Annotated in this window: 21 protein-coding genes; 11 read left to right on the top strand and 10 right to left on the bottom strand. The window is 70.4% G+C overall.

All coding sequences use genetic code 11. The features are described from left to right. Positions 1–131 precede the first annotated feature (131 nt). The 3 genes from IE246_RS22905 (at position 132) to IE246_RS22895 (ending at position 3,711) form a co-directional block, all read left to right on the top strand. Positions 132–1,421, top strand: coding sequence for a TRAP transporter large permease (locus IE246_RS22905; protein ID WP_189994047.1), 1,290 nt, complete (start codon positions 132–134; stop codon positions 1,419–1,421). A gap of 157 nt (positions 1,422–1,578) precedes the next feature. Continuing rightward, a complete protein-coding gene (locus IE246_RS22900) occupies positions 1,579–3,273 on the top strand; it encodes a multicopper oxidase family protein (protein ID WP_229837448.1) in 1,695 nt (564 codons plus the stop codon). A 96-nt stretch (positions 3,274–3,369) separates the two neighbouring features. After that, entirely contained in the window at positions 3,370–3,711 is a 342-nt protein-coding gene (locus IE246_RS22895) for a hypothetical protein (RefSeq protein ID WP_189994046.1), read from the top strand. A 27-nt stretch (positions 3,712–3,738) separates the two neighbouring features. On the opposite strand, the gene IE246_RS22890 is transcribed toward IE246_RS22895, so the two are convergent. The 5 genes from IE246_RS22890 to IE246_RS22870 form a co-directional block, all read right to left on the bottom strand. Further along, positions 3,739–5,181: an ATP-binding protein gene (locus IE246_RS22890; protein WP_189994045.1), complete on the bottom strand. Its 1,443-nt coding sequence runs from the start codon at positions 5,179–5,181 to the stop codon at positions 3,739–3,741. A 13-nt stretch (positions 5,182–5,194) separates the two neighbouring features. Continuing rightward, positions 5,195–5,713 carry a YfiR family protein gene (locus IE246_RS22885; RefSeq protein ID WP_189994044.1) on the bottom strand — a complete coding sequence of 173 codons (519 nt, stop codon included), beginning with the start codon at positions 5,711–5,713 and terminating at the stop codon, positions 5,195–5,197. Positions 5,714–5,823: 110 nt separating this feature from the next. After that, positions 5,824–7,854, bottom strand: a complete 2,031-nt coding sequence (locus IE246_RS22880; protein ID WP_189994043.1) for a TonB-dependent receptor plug domain-containing protein — start codon at positions 7,852–7,854, stop codon at positions 5,824–5,826. Between the two features lie 92 nt (positions 7,855–7,946). Beyond that, positions 7,947–8,579 (bottom strand): LysE family translocator, encoded by a 633-nt coding sequence (locus tag IE246_RS22875; protein ID WP_189994042.1) that lies wholly within the window; start codon positions 8,577–8,579, stop codon positions 7,947–7,949. A gap of 10 nt (positions 8,580–8,589) precedes the next feature. Next, positions 8,590–9,486 carry a DMT family transporter gene (locus tag IE246_RS22870; protein ID WP_189994040.1) on the bottom strand — a complete coding sequence of 299 codons (897 nt, stop codon included), beginning with the start codon at positions 9,484–9,486 and terminating at the stop codon, positions 8,590–8,592. An 89-nt stretch (positions 9,487–9,575) separates the two neighbouring features. Between IE246_RS22870 and IE246_RS22865 the strand changes: the two genes are divergently transcribed. Beyond that, complete coding sequence (locus IE246_RS22865; protein WP_189994038.1) at positions 9,576–10,982, top strand: aminotransferase-like domain-containing protein; 1,407 nt, start codon at positions 9,576–9,578, stop codon at positions 10,980–10,982. A gap of 306 nt (positions 10,983–11,288) precedes the next feature. Then, positions 11,289–11,558, top strand: a complete 270-nt coding sequence (locus IE246_RS22860; protein ID WP_189994036.1) for a hypothetical protein — start codon at positions 11,289–11,291, stop codon at positions 11,556–11,558. Between the two features lie 204 nt (positions 11,559–11,762). Here the strand turns inward: IE246_RS22860 and IE246_RS22855 are convergent, their stop codons facing one another. From IE246_RS22855 to IE246_RS22845, 3 genes are read right to left on the bottom strand one after another with little or no spacing between them, the layout of a single operon-like run. After that, a complete protein-coding gene (locus tag IE246_RS22855; protein WP_189994034.1) occupies positions 11,763–12,395 on the bottom strand; it encodes a glutathione S-transferase family protein in 633 nt (210 codons plus the stop codon). Between the two features lie 5 nt (positions 12,396–12,400). Then, entirely contained in the window at positions 12,401–13,576 is a 1,176-nt protein-coding gene (locus tag IE246_RS22850) for a M20 aminoacylase family protein (protein WP_189994032.1), read from the bottom strand. Next, a complete protein-coding gene (locus IE246_RS22845; RefSeq protein WP_189994029.1) occupies positions 13,576–14,718 on the bottom strand; it encodes a diaminopropionate ammonia-lyase in 1,143 nt (380 codons plus the stop codon). The genes IE246_RS22850 and IE246_RS22845 overlap by 1 nt, the downstream gene beginning before the upstream one ends. On the opposite strand from IE246_RS22845, the gene IE246_RS28035 reads away from it, so the two are divergent. From IE246_RS28035 to IE246_RS22825, 4 genes are all read left to right on the top strand, one after another. After that, positions 14,717–15,235 (top strand): DUF2798 domain-containing protein, encoded by a 519-nt coding sequence (locus IE246_RS28035; RefSeq protein ID WP_229837447.1) that lies wholly within the window; start codon positions 14,717–14,719, stop codon positions 15,233–15,235. The two genes, IE246_RS22845 and IE246_RS28035, sit on opposite strands and share 2 nt — an antisense overlap. Positions 15,236–15,238: 3 nt before the next feature. Further along, positions 15,239–16,405 carry a M24 family metallopeptidase gene (locus IE246_RS22835; protein ID WP_189994027.1) on the top strand — a complete coding sequence of 389 codons (1,167 nt, stop codon included), beginning with the start codon at positions 15,239–15,241 and terminating at the stop codon, positions 16,403–16,405. Between the two features lie 62 nt (positions 16,406–16,467). Next, positions 16,468–17,199, top strand: a complete 732-nt coding sequence (locus tag IE246_RS22830) for an SDR family NAD(P)-dependent oxidoreductase (protein WP_189994025.1) — start codon at positions 16,468–16,470, stop codon at positions 17,197–17,199. A gap of 233 nt (positions 17,200–17,432) precedes the next feature. Further along, positions 17,433–17,753 (top strand): c-type cytochrome, encoded by a 321-nt coding sequence (locus IE246_RS22825; protein ID WP_189994022.1) that lies wholly within the window; start codon positions 17,433–17,435, stop codon positions 17,751–17,753. Positions 17,754–17,774: 21 nt separating this feature from the next. Here the strand turns inward: IE246_RS22825 and IE246_RS22820 are convergent, their stop codons facing one another. Both IE246_RS22820 and IE246_RS22815 read right to left on the bottom strand, forming a co-directional pair. After that, positions 17,775–18,020 (bottom strand): ParB N-terminal domain-containing protein, encoded by a 246-nt coding sequence (locus IE246_RS22820; RefSeq protein ID WP_189994020.1) that lies wholly within the window; start codon positions 18,018–18,020, stop codon positions 17,775–17,777. Between the two features lie 73 nt (positions 18,021–18,093). Beyond that, entirely contained in the window at positions 18,094–19,332 is a 1,239-nt protein-coding gene (locus IE246_RS22815) for an MFS transporter (RefSeq protein ID WP_189994018.1), read from the bottom strand. Positions 19,333–19,437: 105 nt separating this feature from the next. Between IE246_RS22815 and IE246_RS22810 the strand changes: the two genes are divergently transcribed. Both IE246_RS22810 and IE246_RS22805 read left to right on the top strand, forming a co-directional pair. Continuing rightward, positions 19,438–20,217 (top strand): AraC family transcriptional regulator, encoded by a 780-nt coding sequence (locus IE246_RS22810; RefSeq protein ID WP_189994016.1) that lies wholly within the window; start codon positions 19,438–19,440, stop codon positions 20,215–20,217. Further along, complete coding sequence (locus tag IE246_RS22805; RefSeq protein ID WP_229837446.1) at positions 20,214–20,705, top strand: Lrp/AsnC family transcriptional regulator; 492 nt, start codon at positions 20,214–20,216, stop codon at positions 20,703–20,705. Before IE246_RS22810 ends, IE246_RS22805 begins: the two co-directional genes overlap by 4 nt. Positions 20,706–20,709 lie beyond the last annotated feature (4 nt).

The following is a 20,709-nucleotide window of genomic DNA, read 5'->3' as shown; positions in this document are numbered from 1 at the left end:
GGTCAAGGAACAAAGGCCATTCAGACCCGCAGACGCTTGACAACAACGCGTACAGTTGCTGGACGGACGCGCCGCCCCGGCGCGGCCGATCCGGAACCCACCCGCCGGCGCTTCCTCGAAGGCGCCTGCTGATGGAAACCTGGCTTCCCGGCCTCGCGGTGCTGCTGGTGGTGATGCTGGCCGGTGTGCCGATCGCCATGGCGATGGCGCTGGTCGGGGCGGCCGGGCTGACGCTGGTGCTGGGCTTCGTGCCGGCGATGGCGATCGTCGGCCAGACCGCGTTCGACACCGGCCTGTCGTACTCGCTGTCGGTGGTGCCGCTGTTCATCCTGATGGGCAACCTGGTCAACCGCGCCGGGCTGTCGGACGAGCTGTACGCCGCCTGCAACGCCTGGCTGGGGCACCGGCCCGGCGGGCTGGCGCTGGCCACCGCCGTCGCCTGCGGCGGGCTGTCGGCGGTGTGCGGGTCGTCGCTGGCGACCGCCGCTACCATGGGCAAGGTGGCGCTACCGCAGATGCGCCGCTACCGCTACGACGACGCGCTGGCGACCGGGGTGATCGCGGCCGGCGGCACCCTCGGCATCCTGATTCCCCCGAGCGTGATCCTGGTGCTGTACGGGGTCGCCACCCAGACCGACATCGGCAAGCTGTTCATCGCCGGCATCGTGCCAGGCCTCCTCGGCATCCTCGGCTACATGGCGGCGGTCCGCGTGGTGTGCTGGCGGCGGCCCGAGGCGGGACCGCCCGGCGAGCGCCTGGCGCTGGCCGAGCGGCTGCGCGCGTCGAAGGGCGTGGCCGGCATCCTCGGCCTGTTCGTGGTGGTGATCGGCGGCATCTACCTCGGGGTGTTCACCGCCACCGAGGCCGCCGGCATCGGCGCCACCGGGGCCTTCGCGATCGCGCTGGCCCGCCGGCGGCTGTCCTGGCGGGGCCTGCTGGAGACCCTGTCGGAGACCGCCGCCACCACCACCATGATGTTCATGGTGCTGATCGGCGCGCTGGTGTTCTCCAACTTCGTGAACGTCGCCGGCATGCCGGGCGCGCTCGAGGACCTGATGCGGGCCAGCAACCTGCCGCCGATGGCGATCCTGGCGATCGTGCTGCTGATGTACCTGGTCCTCGGCATGGTGCTGGAGAGCCTGTCGATGGTGCTTCTGACGGTGCCGATCCTGGCCCCGCTGATGGCCGGGCTCGGCTTCGACCTGATCTGGTTCGGCATCGTGGTGGTGGTGGTGACCGAGATCAGCCTGATCACCCCGCCGGTCGGCCTCAACGTGTTCGTGCTGAAGACCGTGCTGCCCGACGTGCCGATCGGGACGATCTTCCGGGGCATCGTGCCGTTCCTGGTCGCCGACGTGGTCCGCCTCGCCCTGATCGCGCTGGTGCCGGCCGTGGTGCTGTTCCTGCCGTCGCTGATGTGACGGTTGCGGCAGTTTCCGTGTTTTTTGACGCCCCCGGACAATCGTATCGGTAGTATGGGGCCGACCGAGCCAACAATCCGGGGGCGGAGCCATGAAACGACGCGACTTTCTATTGGGCAGCGCGGCCACCTTGATGGCGGCGCCGGCGGCGGCTCACATGGCGCATTCAGGCGGCATGCACACGAAGGCGTCCGGTAGTCTGGAACTGCTCGAGGGCATGCCGCTGGAAGACTTGCCGCGACTCGCCAACGCCGCCGCGACGCCCGGCCTGTTCCAGGCCGAGCTGCTGGCCGGCCCGTCGACGGTCCGCTACGTGCCCGACCTCGAGACGCCGGTGCTGGCCTACAACGGGACCTGCCCCGGCCCGCTGATCGAGGCGACCGAAGGCGACCGCGTCCGCATCACCTTCCGGAACGAGATCCCGGGGCAGGAATCGACCATCCACTGGCACGGCATGCGGGTCCCGGCCGACCAGGACGGCAACCCCCAGGACGCGGTGCCGACCGGGACCGACCGGGTCTACGAGTTCACCCTGCCGGAGGACAGCGCCGGGCCGTACTGGTACCACCCGCACCCGCACGACCTGACCGCCGAACAGTTCTACCGCGGTCTCAACGGCGTGTTCCTGGTCAAGCCGAAGGCCGACCCGATCCCGCCCGAATACGGCGACACCATCCTGTTCCTGACCGACCTGCGGCTCGCCCCGGACGGCACCATGCCGGAATCGACGCCGGCCGACATGATGAACGGCCGGGTCGGCGACCACGTGCTGGTGAACGGCCAGAAGAACCCGCTGATGATCCTGCCGCAGGGCACCAGGCGCCGCTTCCGCCTGTACAACGCCATGAACGGCCGGTACCTGCGGCTGACCTTCGGCGAGGGGGCGATGACGGTCGTCGGCACCGACGGCGGCCTGATCGAGGCGCCGGTGCCCGGCGTGTCGGAGGTGCTGCTGTCGCCGGCCGAGCGCATCGAGGTGGTCGTCGACTTCGCCGAGCCCGGCACCCGGGCCCTGAAGACCCTGCCCTACGACCGCGGCTGGATGGGGCCGGGCGTGCCGGACGACGGCGACCTGACCCTGCTGACGGTCGAGGTCACGGAGGCCGACAAGCCGGTCGAGATGCCGCCGCTGCCGGCCACGCTGCGCCGGATCGAGCCGCTCGGCGAGCCGGTGGTCACCCGGCGCTTCGAGCTCGGCGAGGTGATGGGCCACATGCACCACGCCGCGTCCGCCCAGGCCGGCGGGACGACACCGCAGGCGGCCGCCATGCCCGGCGGCCACGATCACGGCAAGATGGCCGCAGGGCACGATCACGGAGCCATGGCCGGCATGTCCCACGACCACGGCAAGATGGCCGGCACGTCCCAGGGGCACGCCATGGCGACTGCGGCGGAGAGCAAGGCGACGGCCGGCATGGGACAGAGCCACGGAACCATGGCCGCCCAGGATCACGGCCACATGACGCCCGGGCCCGGTCACGCGCACGGCGCCGCCGCCGGCATGGGGATGGCCTTCCTGATCAACGGCAAGATCTTCGACATGGACCGGATCGACATCCGGCCGAAGGTCGGCGACGTCGAGCTGTGGGAGGTGGTCAACCCGACCGACATGGACCACCCGTTCCATGTCCACGGCACCCAGTTCCAGATCGTCGAGATCGAAGGCCCGGACGGCGCGAAGACCAAGCCGCCCTATCTGGCCTGGAAGGACATGGTCAACATCCGCCCCGGCGAGACCGCGCGCTTCCTGATCCGCCAGGACACCCCGGGCCTGCGGATGTACCACTGCCACATCCTCGAGCACGCCAGGCTCGGCATGATGGCCAATGCCGAGGTGATCGCGGCGGGATAGCGGTTGCGGCAGGCATTTTTGCACCTGCTAACAGTTTGTTCATCGGCGCCCGGTAAGTGATCGCCATCCCGTCGATCCACCTCGGACAGCGACCGAATGAACGCCCGGATTCCAGCGATCCGTCAGTACGCGCGTCCGCGCCTTGCGGTGGCTTCCACATCGCTTGCCGTCGCCGCGGCGATCGCCTGCATGTCGGCCGCCGGCCAGGCCCGCGCGGCGACCAGGTACATCGTCGACGAGCCGATCAACCGGATCCTGCAGCGGACCAGCGACGATCACGGCCTGTGTCGCCGCCACGGCATGTCGATGAATCCGCTGGTCTTGTTCCAGGCCACGCGAACCCGGGGCGACTCCGCACACTGGCACGGCCCCACCGAACGTTTCGTCCAGTATCCGGGAACGTCGGCCTGCGTGGTCTGGAAGCGCCGAGGGCAGTAGCGCAGCCAACCGGCTGCCGCCTCGGCACTACGCTGCCGGCACCGGAACCACCACCCGATCCGCCGGGAACTCGACACGGGCGGTGGTGCCGCTTCCCCGGTCGCTCTCAAGTACCAGCCGGCCGCCATGCGCCTGCACGATCGCCCGGCTGATCGCCAGCCCGAGGCCGGTCCCGCCGTGCTCGCGCGAGAGATGGGAGCGAACCTGCTCAAACGGCTCGAGCACCCTTTCGAGGTCCTCCCGTGGAATTCCCGGGCCGTCGTCGGCGACCACGATCACGTACCTGCCGTCCGCCCCGAAGCCGCCCGTGATCTCGACATGGCCGCCAGACGGCGTGAACTTGATGGCGTTTCCGACCAGATTCAGCACGACCTGTCGGAGACCCCGGTCGTCGGCACGGAGCACCACCTCCGCCCCGTCAACCTGGGTCGCGAGACTGACCCGCTTGGCCTGTGCCTGCGGCTGGACCATTGCCGCGCACTCCGCCAGCAACCCTGCGACGGCGACGTCCTCCTCGTTGATCGAGTAGCCGCCGCTGTCGAGCCGGGACATGTCGAGCAGGTCGTCTATGAGATTCATCAGGTACTGCGCGCTCCTGTGGATGTCGGAGCCGTAGGACCGGTACCTCTCCGGCAATTCGCCGAGGACGCTCCGGCTGATGATCTCGGAGAATCCGATTATCGCGTTGAGCGGAGTACGCAGCTCGTGGCTCATGGTGGCCAGGAACCGGGTCTTGGATCGGTTTGCTCGCTCGGCCCGGTCACGGGCGTCCGCGAGCTCCCGGTTGTATCGCTCGATGGTCCCGATCATCTCGTTGAAGCCGTCGATCAGCGTACCGACTTCGTCGTCGCTGCCGCGGACCGCCCGGCGACCGAAATCGCGATTCCGGGAAACCGCCTGCATGGTCGCGGCGAGATGCTCGATGGGACGGGAGATCGCCTGCCCGAGCAGTCTGGCCAGCAACCATGCGACCACGGCGGCAGCGGCCATCACGGCGGCGCTGATCACCAGCGTCTCCCGGACGGCCGCCTCCAGACCGCTCAACGTCGTTCCGAGCTGAAGCGTACCGAGAAACCGCTGCCCTCGCTCGATACGCTTGCTCAGCAGTGCGTGTTCGCCGGCCACCCGGATTCCCTCCGCCGGCCAGGCGAGCCCGGGATCGACGCTGCCGTGCGAGGCGAATACCTCGCCACCGTCGTCGAGGAGCCGGGCATAGGTCACGACGGGACGTGACGACAGGGCGGAGAGGGTCTCGCGGGCCGCGCGACGGTCGCCGAACAGCAGCGGCGCCTCGACGTTGGCCGCCAGTATCCCCGCCACGGCAGTCAGCTCCTGCTGCAAGGCCTCCCGGCGCGACTGGTAGCCGAACCAGGCGCTGAACAGCGTGACCACGAGCACGGCGACCAGGCTGATCGCCATGGTCATCCAGACCAGCTTGCTACGGATCGACGCGGCGGCGGATCCCCTCACGGCGGCAGGCTCCTCATCGTGTCGTTTCCCCTTGGACGATATCGGCCAGCCGAAGAACCTTGGAGCTCAGCTCGACCCCGCTGCGTCTCAGTTCGGCAAGATTGACGCGGAAGCGAAACTGGTTGCCGTCGAGGAACAGCTCGATGTGACCGCCGCTGGCGGCGAAGCCGGCCGCGTCCGACACCAGCAGGACATGGTCGCGCCGTGCCGACCCGAGCAGGCCGGGAACCGCCGCGGCAGCATCCGGCGCGCCAGTGAAGAGAACGTCGCAGGGCCTCAGATCGGTCTCGCCGCGCGGACGCGCGACGAACCGCGGCCGGAGCCGGTAGTTGCTCCCGCCGATCTCCTCCCACCCGGCGAAGACCGACCCGTCGATCGTGCTGCGCTCCACGCAGACTGTCACCTCGCTCGCCCCGACGCGGTCGCCCGGCCAGGAGGCGAACTGCGTGAAGTTGAACAGGAAACCCGCCTTGACCGCGTCATGGCTCAACTCCGCCGCCGCCACCGGACGGACCGGAAACGCGATGCCCACGGCCAGCACCAGAAGTGCCGCAAGCCGGGCGGCAGCGCGCCGGGTCGACGCGCCCGCCCGTGCGGGCGGCTCCGGCCGCAGACCCGATCTCAGCGGAGGGCTCGACACGATCAGAACTTGATGACGAGGGTCGCAAGCAGGCTCCGTTCCACCTCGGTCGCGAGCGGAGACGGATTCTCCGCCCGCTCCGTCCCGAACTCGCGGCGGCCGTCGCTCAGCAGGTTCTTGCCGGTCAGCGCCAGCTCGACCGATCGCGACGGTGACCACGACAGGCGCGCATCCACGTCGACATAGCCGTCCGCGTCCAGGTTGGTGAGTTCGTCGACGAAGCGCACGACCGTGTCGAACCGCCACTCCGGAGCGATGTCGTAGTAGGACCGGATGGTCGCCTGGTGCTTCGGTGCATTGCCCTCGGCGCCTTCAGGGGCGTCGAGGTCCTCCCTGAGCCAGGAATACCCACCTCGCACCCGCCAGTTCGGTGCCGCCTGCCAGGTTGCAGCGACCTCGAGTCCATAGGTTCGACCGTCGGCATTCTCGTTGATGGCCGCGGGGGCGTCCAGAAACGGCGTCCCGTAGTCGCCGTTGACAGTGGCGGTCCCGGACGTCACGTCCAGCAGCAGACCGTCATAGGTGTTGTAGAAGCCCGCGACATCGATCGACAGAGCGGCCGACAGCCGAGCCCGGTAGCCAACCTCATACGCCGTGATCCGCTCGGCATCGAGAGCGCGGGATCCGTCGATCGAGACGACGAGCGGCAGCTGAGACGGATTTGCGGCGGTGCCCGGCGGAATGACGACGTTGCGAATGGCGCCGTTGGACTCGACCATCGACGGCGTACGGACCGCCTGCGAGACCGAGGACCAGACCGTATGGTCGGGCGTCACGTTCCACAGCACGCGTGCCGAAGGCTGCACCTCGGTTCCGGTGATCGACTGGTGCTCAACCTTGGTGCCGAGAGTGACCTCGACCCGGTTCTCGAAGAACCGGCGCGACGCCTGGACGAACCCGTCGAGGATCTCGATGCTCTCGGAGCCGGGCTCGACCTCGAAGCTGAACGACGGGGTTTCGACCGCCTCCCGGACCAGACGATAGCCGCCACCCCATGTCACCTGGATGCCCGAGCCGACGACGAAGCGGTGCTGGGCATGGAGATCGGCAGTCGTCCGGCTTTCCTCCGCAATCGGGGTGTCGATGTCCATGTACTGGTGGTCGATGTAGCCCTGCACCGACATGTTGGAGGTGGCGCCGAGCTCGCGATCCCAGCGGCCGAGAACGTAGGTCCCGTAGCGATCGGTATCGCCGGTCTCCAGGCCGGAATACGGGGCCGTGAGCGACGGCATGAGGCGCCGGTCGCCGGCCGAGACCGAGTTGGCGCCGGCCTCCAGCAGCAGCACGTCCCTGGCGGTCGGCGTCCAATCGAGCCGAAGGTCCACCTGGCTGCGGTCCCACCCGTCGTTACCGTCGGTCGAACCGCTCAGCGTGGTCGCGTCATGGGCCTCGGACTGCACCGACAGACGGTAGCTGCCGTTGTTGCCAAGCACGCCGCCCTGGCGAAGCGACAGCCGACCGAGTTCCGCCGTCCCCGCCGAGATCTCGGCCCTGGCCCCCTGGGTCTCGGCGGAGTGCCGCGTGATGATGTTGATGATGCCGTTGACGGCGTTGGCGCCCCAGAGCGTGCCGCCCGGCCCGCGAACCACTTCGATGCGGTCGATGTCGTCGATCGGAACGTTGTTGCGGTCCCAGAAGACACCGGAAAACAGGGGCGAGTAGACGCTACGCCCGTCGATCATCACCAACAGCTTGTTGGCGAACCGGCTGTTGAAGCCGCGAATGCTGACCGCCCAGGAGCTGGCGTTGATGCGGGCCACGTTCACGCCCGGTACCAGCCGCAAGGCGTCCGGGAGACTGGTCGCCCCGGACCTCTGAATCTCCTCGCGCGGCAGCACGTAGACCGCCGCCGCTGCATTTTGCGCACGTTCGGGTTGCTTCGAGACCGTCGTGACCTCGACGTTCATGAGGTATTCGAGCGACATCTGCGTGATCGGATTGGCCGGCTCCGCCGCCCATAGCTCGCAACGGAAACCGATGAGCAGGACTGTCGCCAAAGTCGCCTGGCAGAGCGGCCTCACCGGACGATACATGGGTCCGTCCCCCGAAATGACGCTACGCGACCGTCATTTTCAGGGCTTTTCCATGAAGTATTGGTAAATCTTCTATTATGTAGGCTGGCCTCCTACCGCCGAACCTCGGTCGCCATGCGGACCGCCAGCGCGGCCAGCACCGTTCCCATCAGCCAGCGCTGCACCACCAGCCACGTCGGACGCCCGGCCAGGAACGCCGCGATCGACCCGGCGGCCAGCGCGATCAGGGCGTTCACGGTGACGCTGATGGCGATCTGGGCGGTCCCGAGCGCCAGCGACTGCCCCAGCACGCTGCCCTTGGCCGGGTCGACGAACTGCGGCAGCAGCGACAGGTACAGCACCGCGATCTTCGGGTTCAGCAGGTTGGTGACCAGCCCCACCAGGAACAGCCGGCGGAGCCCGTCACGCGGCAGGTCGCGGACCCGGAACGGCGAGCGCCCGCCCGGCCGCACCGCCTGCCAGGCCAGGTAGAGCAGGTAGCCCGCACCGGCCAGCCGCAGGGCGTCGTAGGCATACGGCACCGCCAGCACGATGGCGGTGATGCCGAACGCCGCGCACAGCATGTAGACCACGAAGCCGAGCGCCACCCCGCCGAGCGACACCAGCCCGGCCGCCGGCCCCTGGCAGATCGAGCGCGAGATCAGGTAGACCATGTTCGGCCCGGGCGTCAGCACCATGCCGAGCGCGATCAGGCCGAAGGCGGCGGCGGTCGGAAGGTCGGTCATCGGCGGATCCTCAGTGGGCGTAGCGCCTGGCCCCGGCGACGCACAGCACCACGGCGCCGGTCGCCGCCAGCAACGGCCAGCCGACCGCCTCGCCCAGCACCAGGGCGGCCAGCGCGAAGCCGAGGAACGGCTGCAGCAGTTGCAGCTGGCCGACCGCGGCGATGCCGCCGAGCGCCAGACCGCGGTACCAGAACACGAAGCCGATCAGCATGCTGAACAGGCCGACATAGCCGAGCGCCAGCCAGCCGGGCAGGCCGACGCCGTCGAAGGTGTCCGGCCGGGTCAGCAGGGCCGCCGGCAGCATGGCCGGGAGCGACAGCAGCAGCGCCCAGCAGATCACCTGCCAGCCGCCGAGCCGGCGCGACAGCCGGCCGCCCTCGGCATAGCCGAGCCCGATCACCAGGATCGCCAGCAGCATCAGCCCGTCGCCGATCAGCGAGGCCTCGGCCCCGCCGCGCAGGGCATAGGCCGCGACGATCGCCGAACCGAGCACGGAGAACGCCCAGAACGCCGGCCGCGGCCGCTCGCCGCCGCGGATCGCGCCGAACAGCGCGGTGGCGACCGGGGTCAGGCCGATGAACACGATGGCGTGGGCCGAGGTCACGTGCTTCAGCGCCAGCGCGGTCAGCAGCGGGAAGCCGACCACCACCCCGAGCGACACGATCACCAGCGAGGCGAGATCGGCACGCGCCGGCCGCGCCGGCCGCAGGACCGCCAGCAGCAGCACGGCGACCAGGCCGGCGATGGCGGCGCGGGCCAGGGTCAGGAACACCGGGTCGAAGGCCGCGACCGCCACCTTGGTGGCCGGCAGCGAGCCGGCGAAGATGGCGATACCGGCGAAGCCGTTGGCCCAGGCGACCGCCGATTGCGGCGCCGGGCGGACGGTCGATGGGGCTGTCGTGCTCATGCCGGCGATCCTGAACGGGGATGCGCAAGGTCGCCAGGGACGATACAGTACGATACGAACGAACTGTACTGGTCCAACCCGAGGTACGGATGTCGACCCTGTCCGTCGAGCCGGAGCCCGGCCAGACCCTGGTCGAGGCGGTGATGGCGGAGATCCGCCGGCGCGTCGAGACCCGCGCCCTGGCGCCGGGTGCCCAGGTGCCGTCGCTGCGCCGGCTGGCCGAAGCCCTCGGCGTCTCGAAGTCGACGGTGGTCGAGGCCTACGACCGGCTGGCCGCCGAGGGCACGATCACGGCGCGGCCGGGCTCCGGCTTCTACGTCACCCGCCGCACCCGGCCGTTCTCGCTGGCGCCGCTTCCGAAGCCGGCCGAGCGGGCGATCGACCCGCTGTGGATCATGCGGCAGTCGCTGGACCAGCACGGCATGGACCGCCCCGGCTGCGGCTGGCTGCCGACGGGGTGGCTGCCGGACGCCGCCCTGCGCCGGGCCATGCGCAGCCTGGCCCGCGACGCCACGGCCGACCTCGCGGAGTACGACTCGCCGCTCGGCTTCCCGCCGTTGCGCCGGCACCTGGCCGACCGGCTCGACGCCCGCGGCATCGAGGCCGGGCCAGAGCGCATCCTGCTGGCCGATTCCGGCACCCAGGCGATCGACCTGGTCTGCCGGTTCCTGCTGCAGCCGGGCGACACGGTGCTGCTGGACGACCCCTGCTACTTCAACTTCCAGGCCATCCTGCGGGCTCACCGGGCGACTGTGGTCGGGGTGCCGTACACCCCGGCCGGCCCCGACCTGGAGGCGTTCGCCCGGGCCGCCGCCGAGCATCGCCCGCGGCTGTACGTGACCAACGCCACCCTGCACAACCCGACCGGCACCTGCCTGCCGGCGGCCGCCGTGCACCGCCTGCTGAAGGTCGCCGAGGCCCACGACATGGTGATCGTCGAGGACGACATCTTCGCCGATTTCGAGACCGAGCCGGCGCCGCGGCTGGCCGCCTTCGACGGCCTCGACCGGGTGATCCACGTCGGCAGCTTCTCGAAGACCCTGTCGGCCGCCGTGCGCTGCGGCTTCGTGGCGGCCCGCCGCGACTGGATCGAGGGCATCGCCGACCTGAAGCTGGCCGCCGTGTTCGGCAACGGCGCGCTGTCGGCGCAGCTGGTCCACCGCATGCTGGTCGACGGCAGCTACCGCCGGCACCTGGACGGGCTGCGCGGCAAGCTGGCGAGGGCGATGGGCGAGACCGCGCGGCGGCTGGAGAGGGCCGGGCTGACCCTGTGGGCCGAGCCGCGCGGCGGCATGTTCCTGTGGGCCCGCCTGCCCGACGGCCTGGACTCCGCCGAGGTCGCGCGGCACGCCCTGGAGCGCGACGTGGTGCTGGCGCCGGGCAACGTGTTCAGCCCGTCCGCCAGCGCCGCCCCCTACCTGCGCTTCAACACCGCGCAATCCGCCGCCCCGCGGATCTTCGAGGTGCTGAAACGGGCGATGGACGCGGCGGCCTGACGGCGGTCGCTTCGGAGGGCCGCCGACACCCGTCGCCGCCTGGGTCCCGGATGCGCTCCGCCCGCGGCGGTCCGCTCCGGGATGAGGGTGAAGGGAAAGCCGGCCCTGCCACCTCCCTCCCTCATCCCGGCCGGAACGGCAGAGCCGCGGAGAGCCGGGACCCACACCGTCACGCGCCTCCACCGTTTCGGCCATCTCCGCTACCATCGGATGATGCAGCCGTTTCCCTCCAGTCGGTCAGGCGTCGCGACGACGCTCCTGGCTCTCTTGATCGTAGTGCTGGTCTCGCCGGTCTTGATGAGTGCAATGATCTGGCTGGTGGTCGGGAGCACCATCCAACTTCACAGTATTCTCTCCGTTGAATCGTGTGACACAGAGATGATGACGGTGGGCGGCAGCTTCATCTACATCTTCGAACTGATGGCATCGCCGCTAGTCGGGATCCTGACTGCCATCGCGAACGGCTACCACCATGGATGGGCGTTCTGGAGGCGGACACTGAGCATCACGACAACGATCTTCGCTCTGTCGAATGCGGGCGTCGCCTACATGCTCATAGACGCATATTGCCGATGACCTCTGCTTCCGATGCCCAAGCATCACCGCCTCGGGCATCCGTCGCTTCGTGGGTTCCGGAGCCGGACGCTCACGCGTCCTCTCCGGAATGACGAGAGTTGGAGCAAGACCGGCCGGTTTCGCGGCGAGACACCGCCCCATTTTCGTCATTCCGGAGGGGCTGCGACAGCAGCCGGCTCCGGAACCCACGAGTTGACGGGCTGCTCAGTCGTGCGTCGCGCCCGACAGTGGCGTGGCGCGCATCGACGGGCGCTCGGCGAAGCGGTCAAGCCAGGCGGCGAGCCGCGGATGGCCGGCCCGGAACGGGGCGACGCCGCGGAACTCCAGCCAGCTGAGCGCGGTCGCCAGCGCCACCTGCCCGACGGTGACCGGGCCGGACGGGGCCGGATCGCCCAGCGCCGGGTCGGCCTCGGCGAAGGCATAGGCCTCGCGCAGCTTGCCGAGCTGACCCTCGGCCAGGGCCGGGTAGCGCAGTGCCTCGGGGCGGCGCTCGGTCTCCCAGCGGACCGCGATGCCGGCCTCGGCCATGCCGTTCGCCACCGCCTGCAGCCGCAGCGCCGCGAACCGCGCCGGACCGCCCTCCGGGATCAGCCTCGGCCCGTCGTGCAGCCCGTCGAGGTAGTCGACGATGACCGCGGAGTCGAACAGGCAGGTGCCGTCGTCCAGCAGCAGCACCGGCACCTTGCCGAGCGGGTTGCCGGCGTACACCGCGTCGTTGCGCCGGGTCGGGCTGGTCTCGTGGTGCACCACCTCGAGGCGGCTGGCGAGCCCCATCTCGTGCGCCGCCACCAGCGCCTTGCGGGCGAACGGCGAGTGGGTCTGGTAGAGCAGCCGCATCGCCGTCACCGGGCCGGTAAAGCGGCCTCGACGAGCCCGATCCAGTACGCGGCGCCGGGAGCGAGAGCATCGTCGTTGAAGTCGTAATACTGGCCGTGCAGGCCGCGGCCTTGGCCGGCGTCGCCGCCGTTGCCGAGGAACGCGAAGCAGCCGTCGCGGACCGCCAGCATGCGCGCGAAGTCCTCGGCGCCGCCGATCGGCCGGCAGTCCGGGTCGACGTTGCCGTCGCCGAGCGCGCCGCGGGCCGCCCGCACCACCAGGTCGGTGGCCTCCGCCGTGTTGACGGTCGGCACGAACGAGTTGGCGTACTCGACCTCGCAGGTCGCGCCGTGGGCGGCGCACACCCCGGCCGCGATCCGCCGCATCAGCGCCTCGACCCGCTGCTGGTGGGCCGGCACGAAGGTGCGGACGTCGCCGCGGATCCAGGCGGTCGACGGGATCACGTTGCGCACCCCGTCGGTGGTGATCTCGGTGGCCGACACCACGACCGCGTCGGACGGCCCGAAGCCGCGGGCCACGATGGTCTGCAGCGCCAGCACCACCTCGGCGGCGATGACGATCGGGTCGACCGTGTTCTGCGGCGCCGAGGCGTGACCGCCGGCGCCGTGGATGACGATCTCGAAATTGTCCTCGCTTGCCATGATCGGCCCGGTGCGGACCGCGAGCTGCCCGACCGGCAGGCCCGGCATGTTGTGGATGCCGAACACCTGGTCGACCCCGAACCGCTCGAACAGCCCGTCCTCGATCATCGCCAGGGCGCCGCGGCCGTGCTCCTCGGCCGGCTGGAAGATGAACACCACGGTGCCGTCGAACGTCTCGGACCCGGCGAGGTGCTTCGCCGCCCCCAGCAGCATGGCGGTGTGGCCGTCATGACCGCAGGCGTGCATCACGCCGTCGGTCGCCGAGCGGTGCGCGAAGTCGTTCTTCTCGGTGATCGGCAGGGCGTCGATGTCGGCGCGCAGGCCGACCGCCCGGTTCGACGAGCCGCGCCGCAGCACGCCGACCACCCCGGTGCCGCCGATGCCCGCATGGACCTCCAGGCCGAACCCGGCCAGCCGCTCGGCGATCAGGCGGCTGGTGCGGGTCTCCTGGAATCCCAGCTCCGGATGGCGGTGGAAGTCGCGGCGCCATTCGGTCATCGCCGCGACCAGCTCCGGCGAGATTTCCCGGGCGCCGGCCATCACGCGGCCACCGCCTCGGGGGACCGGCCGACGATCTGCCGGTAGATGTCCGGGTCGGTCGCGCCCTCGGTGCCGATCAGCAGCACCCGGCTCGAGGCGTCGAGGCCGAGCGCCGCCCACATCTCCGGCCGCTCCTTCGCCGCCAGGAGCGCCGCCAGCCCGGCCACCCCGGACTCGCCGGCCACCACCGGCCGGTCGCCGCCCTCGCCGTCGGCCAGCAGCCGCATCGCCGGCGGCACCCAGGCGTCGTCGACCGCCACGAAGTCGTCGGCGCCGGGGTCCAGCACCTCCCAGGCCAGCGGCGACGGGTCGCCGCAGGACAGCCCGGCCATCACCGTCTCGTCCTCGATCGGGATCTCGGTGCGCCCACCATGCCGGGCGCTCTCCAGCAGGCAGGCCGCCAGCGCCGGCTCCACCACCACGAAGCGCGGCGCCTCGGCCCCCCAGGCGTCGCGCAGCTCGGCGCAGATCGCCGCCGCCACGCCGCCGACGCCGCCCTGCACCAGCACGTGGGTCGGGCGCTCGCCGGCCATCTGTTCAATTGCCTCGGCCGCGATCAGCGAATAGCCGGCCATCACCGCGGTCGGCACCTCCCGGTAGCCCTCCCAGGCGGTATCGGAGACCACGTGCCAGCCGTTCTCGGCGGCGTCGCGGGCACACTGCCGCACGCTGTCGTCGTAGTTGCCGGCGACCCGGACGATATCGGCCCCGAGCGCCCGCAGCGCCGCCTCGCGGCCGGCGCTGACCCCGGCGTGCAGGTAGATCATGCAGCGGGCACCGGCCTGGCGCGCGCCCCAGGCGACCGAGCGGCCGTGGTTGCCGTCGGTGGCCGCCGCGAAGGTGATGTCGGCACCGCCGCCGAGCTGGCGCACCAGGCGCTGCACCGCGTAGGCGCCGCCGAGCGCCTTGAAGCTGCCGAGCCCGAAGCGCCCGCCCTCGTCCTTCCAGCGCACCGCCGCCACGCCGAGCCGCCGGGCCAGGTCGGGCAGGTCGAGCAGCGGGGTCGGCGCATAGCCGGGCCAGGCCCGGACCGCCTGCTGCGCCTCGACACGGGTTTCCCGGGTCAGGACACCGGGCAGGGGTGCTGCGTGGTCGGCATGCGGGTTGGACAGGTGCTCGATGGCGGGGCGGGCGGCGGACATGGCGGTCTCCGGCTGGGTGAACGCCGACACGGTATCAGCGCGGCGCGACGAATTTCGGCGTAGATACCGTATGTTCTGCAGAAATCTGGCGATTATTGGTCGGTTTGCGGCCGATCCCAGCTGCGGCTTCGATCGCATGCCCCGGTATCCGTTCGGCACGATAGTCATGCCGATGACGGACGCTCTCGCCGCGCGACTCGGCCCCGCGGTCGCGGCTATTCTCGCGGCCTCGGCACGCCTGGGAGACGGCATGGCAATGCAGAAGACGACGGGCGCGCGGCGCAAGCTGCCGGCGCGCTATGCGGTGATCCTCACGCCGCTGATCATTTCGGTATTCATGTCGTGCATCGTCGCCTGCATCTCGACGATCCGCGGCTACGGGCTCGGGACCGGCTTCGTGACGGTGTGGATGCAGTCCTGGGCAACGTCGTGGGTGATCGCCTTCCCGATCCTGGTGTTCGTGCTGCCGGTGGTCCGGCGCATCGTCGGCGTGCTGGTCGAGCAGCCCGGGCGCTGAACGATGTCCGGTCCCGCGCTGCCGTTTCCGGAGACCGAGCACCGCGACCGGCTGGCCCGGACCCGCGCGCGGCTCGCCGCCGAGGGGCTGGACGCCCTGCTGTGCTTCGCCCAGGAGAGCCACTACTACCTGACCGGCTACGACGGCGGCGGCTACGTGTTCTTCCAGTGCCTGGTGGTCACCGCCGACGGCCGCCCGCTCACCCTGCTGTGCCGGCGGCCGGACGTCTCGCAGGCCCGCGACACCTCGCTGATCGACGAGGTCCGGGTCTGGCTGAACGCCGAGGACGCCGACCCGGCGGTCGAGCTGCGCGACATCCTGGACGGGCTGCGCCTGCGCGGCTCGCGGATCGGCATCGAGCTGAACACCTACGGGCTGACCGGCCGGAGCCTGTCGCTGGTCCAGGCCGCCCTGGACGGGTTCTGCACCCTGGTCGACGCCAGCCACGTGGTCGCAGAACTGCGGCTGGTGAAGTCGCCGGCCGAGATCGAATTCGTCCGCAGGGCCGCGGAACTGGCCGACGACGCCTACGACGCGGCGCTGGCGATCGCCGCACCCGGCGTGATGGACGCGGCGGTGACCTCGGCGATCCTGACCTCGATCCTGACCGCCGGCGGCGACATGCCGCCGGCCGGCCCGCTGGCCAACTCCGGCAGCCGGGCGATCTACGGCCGCGGCGTCGGCGGGCCGCGCCGCCTCGCCGACAGCGACCTGCTGATCCTGGAGTACGCCGGGACCTGGCGCCGCTACAACGCCTGCATCGAGCGCAGCATATCGATCGGCCGGCCCGGCGACGCGCACCGCGACCTGCACGCCCTGGTGCGCGACACGCTCGAGGAAATGCAGCAGGCGTTCCGGCCGGGCGAGCCGCTCGGCGCCGTCGACGACATCCACCGCCGCCGCCTGGACGCCGCCGGCCACCGCGACCACCGGTTCGCCGCCTGCGGCTACTCGCTCGGCGCGACCTACCGGCCGTCCTGGATGGACGTGCCGCCGATGATCTACGCCGGCAACCCGCTGGTGCTGGAGCCGGGCATGGTGTTCTTCCCGCACGTGATGGTCGGCGACCCGGCGACCCGGGTGGCGATCGGCCTCGGCAATACCGTGCTGGTGACCGCGGACGGCTTCGAGGTCCTGAGCCGGCAACCGCTCGACCTGCCGGTGCGGTGACGATCCGGGTGGGCGTCCCGAACGTAGCAGGGAGTCCGTATCCTCAGACAAGGCACCGGACGATGTCGGCCACCCTCGTCACGACACCATCCTTCGACTCGTTTCCCGATGACGGCGTCGCGATCGTCTTCGGCGCCGGAGGCGGCATAGGCAGTGCGCTGCTCGCCCGCCTGGAGGCAAGTCCTCGGTTCGTGCGCGCGATCGGTTTCGGCCGCCATACCGAACCGGCCATCGACCTCCTCGACGAGACCGGCCTTCAGCAGGCCGTGGGCCATGCCGCGGCGATGGCACCGATCCGCCTGGCGATCGACGCGACGGGGTTCCTGCACGACACGCACCAAGGCCCGGAGAAATCATGGCGGGACCTTGACGGCGACAGGCTGGCCCGATGCTTCGCGCTGAACGCGATCGGTCCGGCGCTCATCATGAAGCACCTGCTTCCGATCCTGCCGCGCACCGGCAAGGCGGTCTTCGCGACCTTGTCGGCGCGGGTCGGCAGCATCGCCGACAACCGGCTCGGCGGCTGGTACGGCTATCGTGCTTCCAAGGCAGCCCTCAACCAGTTGGTCCGCACCGCCTCCGTCGAACTCGCCCGCACGCATCGCGACGCCATCTGCGTGGCCCTGCATCCGGGGACGGTCGACACCCCGCTGTCAGCGCCGTTCGCCAAGGCCGGGCTGGCAACCCAGCCGCCCGGCGAGGCGGCCGATCGGCTGCTTCAGGTCGTCGAGACCCTCGGTCCGGGGCAGTCAGGCGGGTTCTTCGACCACCGCAGCGAAACCGTGCCCTGGTAGAGCGACCTGGCGGGCCGCGGCGCCCGAGCGAGCCCGGCCATGATCCGCCAGACCCGGCACGAGCGCTTCGCCGCCGCCGGAGCAGCCGGAAGCGACAATGTAACGGCCCACCGTCGAATTCCTCTGTACAGTGGCGCTACAAGCTTGGCGGGCACGGCCTTCGGCTGACGGGACAACGGCCCACGGACGCCTGGATCGGTCGCCCGCCCGTACCATCCGGATGGAGGCTGACGATGACCGTTCACCGCATGGCGTTCGTGGCCGCGTGCTGCGGGATGCTCGCCGCCGCCCCGGCCGCCGCTGCCGAGAGCATCGATCCGGCGAAGCGCGGTGCCGAGATCGCCGCCCGCTGGTGCAGCGATTGCCACGCCAGCGGCGCCTCGGCGCGGGCGTCCGACGTCGGCCCGCCGTTTCCGAAGATCGCCCGCGAACGATCCGCCGACTACCTGCGCGGCTTCCTCGCCAACCCGCATGTCCGCGGGCAGATGCCGCCCTTCGACCTGACCCGGGACCGCATCGAGGACCTGGTGGCCTACCTGCAGTCGCTGCGGTAGGCCGCCGGCGCCGCCGCGACGTCAGTACTTCCGGGCCTGGACCCGGTTGCCCAGGATGGTCTCCTCCCCGAGCGCCTTACAGGCTTCCAGCCGGTGCAGCCCCTCGACCAGGACGAAGCGCTTGCCGTCGTGGCGGACCAGGATCGGCGACTTCTGGCCCTCCTCGAGGATTGCGGCGGCGAGCTGCTCGACGGTCTCGGGATTCAGGGTCGCCCGCCGCTTCGCCGGTACGTAGACCTCCTCGATGGGGATCTTCTCGTCCTTCATCGCCAGCGCTCTCCGGTTGGTTGCCGGATCACAGCTTCGGGCAAGCCGGCCGCGATGTCACTCCGCCGCGATGTCACTCCGCCTCCGAGGCCGCCATCCGCCGGGCCCCGAATCCCAGGCTCCAGTCGACCTCGTTGCCGGCCGACGGCACCGTCGGCACCAGCCGCGCCAGGAACAGGCTGACCGCCGCCATCGCCGCCCCGGCCAGGAACACCGCGGCCGGCGACGCCAGCCACAGCAGGCCGAACGTCACCGGGATGCCGACGGCGGCGATGTGGTTGATGGTGAACGCCACCCCGGCGGTCGGCGCGATGTCGGCAGGGTCGGCGATCTTCTGGAAATAGGTGCGCATGGCGATCGCGATGGCGAAGAACGCGTGGTCGATGACGTACAGCGCGCCCGCCAGGTACGCGTCGGTCACGAAGGCGTAGGTGGTGAACACCGCGATCAGCCCGACGTATTCGAAGGTCAGCGCGGTGCGCTCGCCGAACCGGACGATCAGCTTGCCGATCTTCGGGGCCAGCAGCATGTTGACCGCGCCGTTCAGGAAGAACAGCCCGGCGACCTCGTGGACGTCGTAGCCGAAGCGTTCGACCATCAGGAAGCCGGCGAACACCGTGAAGATCTGCCGCCGCGCCCCGCCCATGAAGGTCAGCGCGTAGTACAGCCAGTAGCGCTTGCGCAGGATGAGCTTCTTGTGCTGCGGCACGCCCTCGCGGAACGCCGGGTAGGCCAGGAACAGGAACGCCAGCACCGCCAGGGTCAGCATGCCGGCGATCAGGAACACGGTGGTGAACGACAGCTCCAACGTCTTCCAGCCGCCAAGGATCAGGCCGTAGGCGACCAGCTGCGCGAACGCGCCGACCGCGATGATCTTGCCCATGCTGGCGGCCGCCGTCGCCTTCGGCAGCCATTGCAGCGACAACGACTGGGCCGCGGTCTCGTAGTAGTGGAAGCCGACCGACATCACGAAGGTGGTCAGGTAGAAGCCCCAGGCGGTCGGAAAGTAGCCGGTGACCGCCACCCCGATCCCCAGGAACAGCAGCGACAGGTAGGCGAGCGTCTGCTCGCGCATGAACAGCAGCAGGTAGACCGCCAGGAACGACAGGAAGCCCGGGATCTCGCGGATCGACTGCTGGATGCCGATCTCGCGGCCCGTGAAGTCGAGCTCGTGGACCGCGAAGTTGTTCATCAGGTTCCACCAGGCGGCGAACGACAGCTGCATCGCCGCCGCCATGATCATCAGCATCACGACGGGCGAGCGCCAGCCGGCGGTGGCCTTTGGGTCGGCGGAAGCGGTCAGGTAGCTCATGGCGAAGTCCGGCAGGTCGGTTCGGGCAGGGAAGGCCCCTAGGTACCCGCCCCTTTCCGTTTCGTGTTAGCGTGGTTTTGCCAATCAATATCGACGAGTCGCCAAATGGACCTCACCGCTCCACCGCCGGAGAGCCCCGACGACCACCCCGCCGCGGTCATCGCCTATGCCGGCGAGCAGGACCGGGACTCCCGCAACCGGCCGCACCGCCATTGGCGCGCTCAGCTGTTCCACATCGTCTCCGGCTCGGTCACGGTGGAGACCGAGCGTGGCAGCTTCGTGGTGCCGCCGGAACGGGCGCTGTGGATGCCGTCCGGGGTCCTGCACGGCAGCCGCTATCACCAGCGCTCGATCCTGCGCTACCTGTACTTCCGGCCCGACGTGGTGCCGCACCTGCCGAGGGTGCCCTCGGTGATCCGGCTGTCGCCCCTGTTGCGCGAACTGATCGGCGCGTTCATGGCCTACCCGCACGACGACGCCGCCGACGGTCCGGCCGGCCGGCTGGCCGCGGTGATCCTCGACCAGCTCGCGGCCGAGCGGGCGGCCCCCCTGCACCTGCCGATGCCGAGCTCCGAGCGGCTGCGGCGCGCGGTGACCGAGCTGGCCGCCGATCCGGCGCGGGCCGACGGCCTCGGCGAGGTGGCGCGGCGGGCGGCCCTGTCCGAGCGCTCGTTCGAGCGGCATTTCCGGTCCGAGACCGGGCTCAGCTACCGGGCGTGGCTGCGGCAGGCCCGGCTGATGAAGGCGGTAGAGTGGCTGTCGCTCGGCGCCTCGGTCGGCGACGTCGCCCACCGCCTCGGCTACGAGGGCACCAGTGCCTTCGTCGCCGGCTTCCGCAAGGCGTTCGGCGTCACCCCGGGCCGCTACTTCGCCGAGACCCGGTGAGCGCCCGCGCGATGGCCGATCTCGACGCGTTCGACCGCAAGCTGCTGGCCCTGGTGCAGGAGAACGCCCGGCTGACCGCCGAGCAGCTCGGCGAGCGGGTCGGGCTGTCGGCCTCGGCCTGCCACCGACGGCTGCGCCGGCTGCGCGAGGCCGGGGTGATCGAGGCCGAGATCGCGGTGGTGGCGCCCGAGACGGTCGGCCGGTCGCTGACCATGATCGTCGAGGTGTCGCTGGAGCGCGAGCACCCGCACATCATCGACGCCTTCAAGCGCTCGATGCGGGCGACGCCCGAGGTGATGCAGTGCTACTACGTCACCGGCGACGCCGATTTCATCATCATCCTGACCGCCCGCGACATGAAGAGCTACGAGCGCTTCACCCAGCGGTTCTTCTTCGACAACCCGCAGGTCCGGAAGTTCCGTACCTTCGTGGTGATGGACCGCACCAAGGTCGGGCTGGGGGTGCCGATGGACGACCGCGACGACTGAACCT

This window comes from Thalassobaculum fulvum (assembly GCF_014652915.1).
GTDB classification, from domain to species: domain Bacteria; phylum Pseudomonadota; class Alphaproteobacteria; order Thalassobaculales; family Thalassobaculaceae; genus Thalassobaculum_A; species Thalassobaculum_A fulvum.
Note: the sequence above shows the minus strand (reverse complement) of the source record. Positions and strands in the feature narration are given on the sequence as shown.

Coding starts and splice junctions, on each gene's coding strand:
- IE246_RS22810 (WP_189994016.1), top strand. CDS start 19,438: ATGGACCTCACCGCTCCACCGCCGGAGAGCCCCGACGACCACCCCGCC.
- IE246_RS22835 (WP_189994027.1), top strand. CDS start 15,239: ATGTCCGGTCCCGCGCTGCCGTTTCCGGAGACCGAGCACCGCGACCGG.
- IE246_RS22900 (WP_229837448.1), top strand. CDS start 1,579: ATGGCGCATTCAGGCGGCATGCACACGAAGGCGTCCGGTAGTCTGGAA.
- IE246_RS22815 (WP_189994018.1), bottom strand. CDS start 19,332: ATGAGCTACCTGACCGCTTCCGCCGACCCAAAGGCCACCGCCGGCTGG.
- IE246_RS28035 (WP_229837447.1), top strand. CDS start 14,717: ATGGCGGTCTCCGGCTGGGTGAACGCCGACACGGTATCAGCGCGGCGC.
- IE246_RS22820 (WP_189994020.1), bottom strand. CDS start 18,020: ATGAAGGACGAGAAGATCCCCATCGAGGAGGTCTACGTACCGGCGAAG.
- IE246_RS22850 (WP_189994032.1), bottom strand. CDS start 13,576: ATGGCCGGCGCCCGGGAAATCTCGCCGGAGCTGGTCGCGGCGATGACC.
- IE246_RS22870 (WP_189994040.1), bottom strand. CDS start 9,486: ATGAGCACGACAGCCCCATCGACCGTCCGCCCGGCGCCGCAATCGGCG.
- IE246_RS22880 (WP_189994043.1), bottom strand. CDS start 7,854: ATGTATCGTCCGGTGAGGCCGCTCTGCCAGGCGACTTTGGCGACAGTC.
- IE246_RS22905 (WP_189994047.1), top strand. CDS start 132: ATGGAAACCTGGCTTCCCGGCCTCGCGGTGCTGCTGGTGGTGATGCTG.
- IE246_RS22830 (WP_189994025.1), top strand. CDS start 16,468: ATGTCGGCCACCCTCGTCACGACACCATCCTTCGACTCGTTTCCCGAT.
- IE246_RS22895 (WP_189994046.1), top strand. CDS start 3,370: ATGAACGCCCGGATTCCAGCGATCCGTCAGTACGCGCGTCCGCGCCTT.
- IE246_RS22855 (WP_189994034.1), bottom strand. CDS start 12,395: ATGCGGCTGCTCTACCAGACCCACTCGCCGTTCGCCCGCAAGGCGCTG.
- IE246_RS22845 (WP_189994029.1), bottom strand. CDS start 14,718: ATGTCCGCCGCCCGCCCCGCCATCGAGCACCTGTCCAACCCGCATGCC.
- IE246_RS22875 (WP_189994042.1), bottom strand. CDS start 8,579: ATGACCGACCTTCCGACCGCCGCCGCCTTCGGCCTGATCGCGCTCGGC.
- IE246_RS22825 (WP_189994022.1), top strand. CDS start 17,433: ATGACCGTTCACCGCATGGCGTTCGTGGCCGCGTGCTGCGGGATGCTC.
- IE246_RS22865 (WP_189994038.1), top strand. CDS start 9,576: ATGTCGACCCTGTCCGTCGAGCCGGAGCCCGGCCAGACCCTGGTCGAG.
- IE246_RS22860 (WP_189994036.1), top strand. CDS start 11,289: ATGATCTGGCTGGTGGTCGGGAGCACCATCCAACTTCACAGTATTCTC.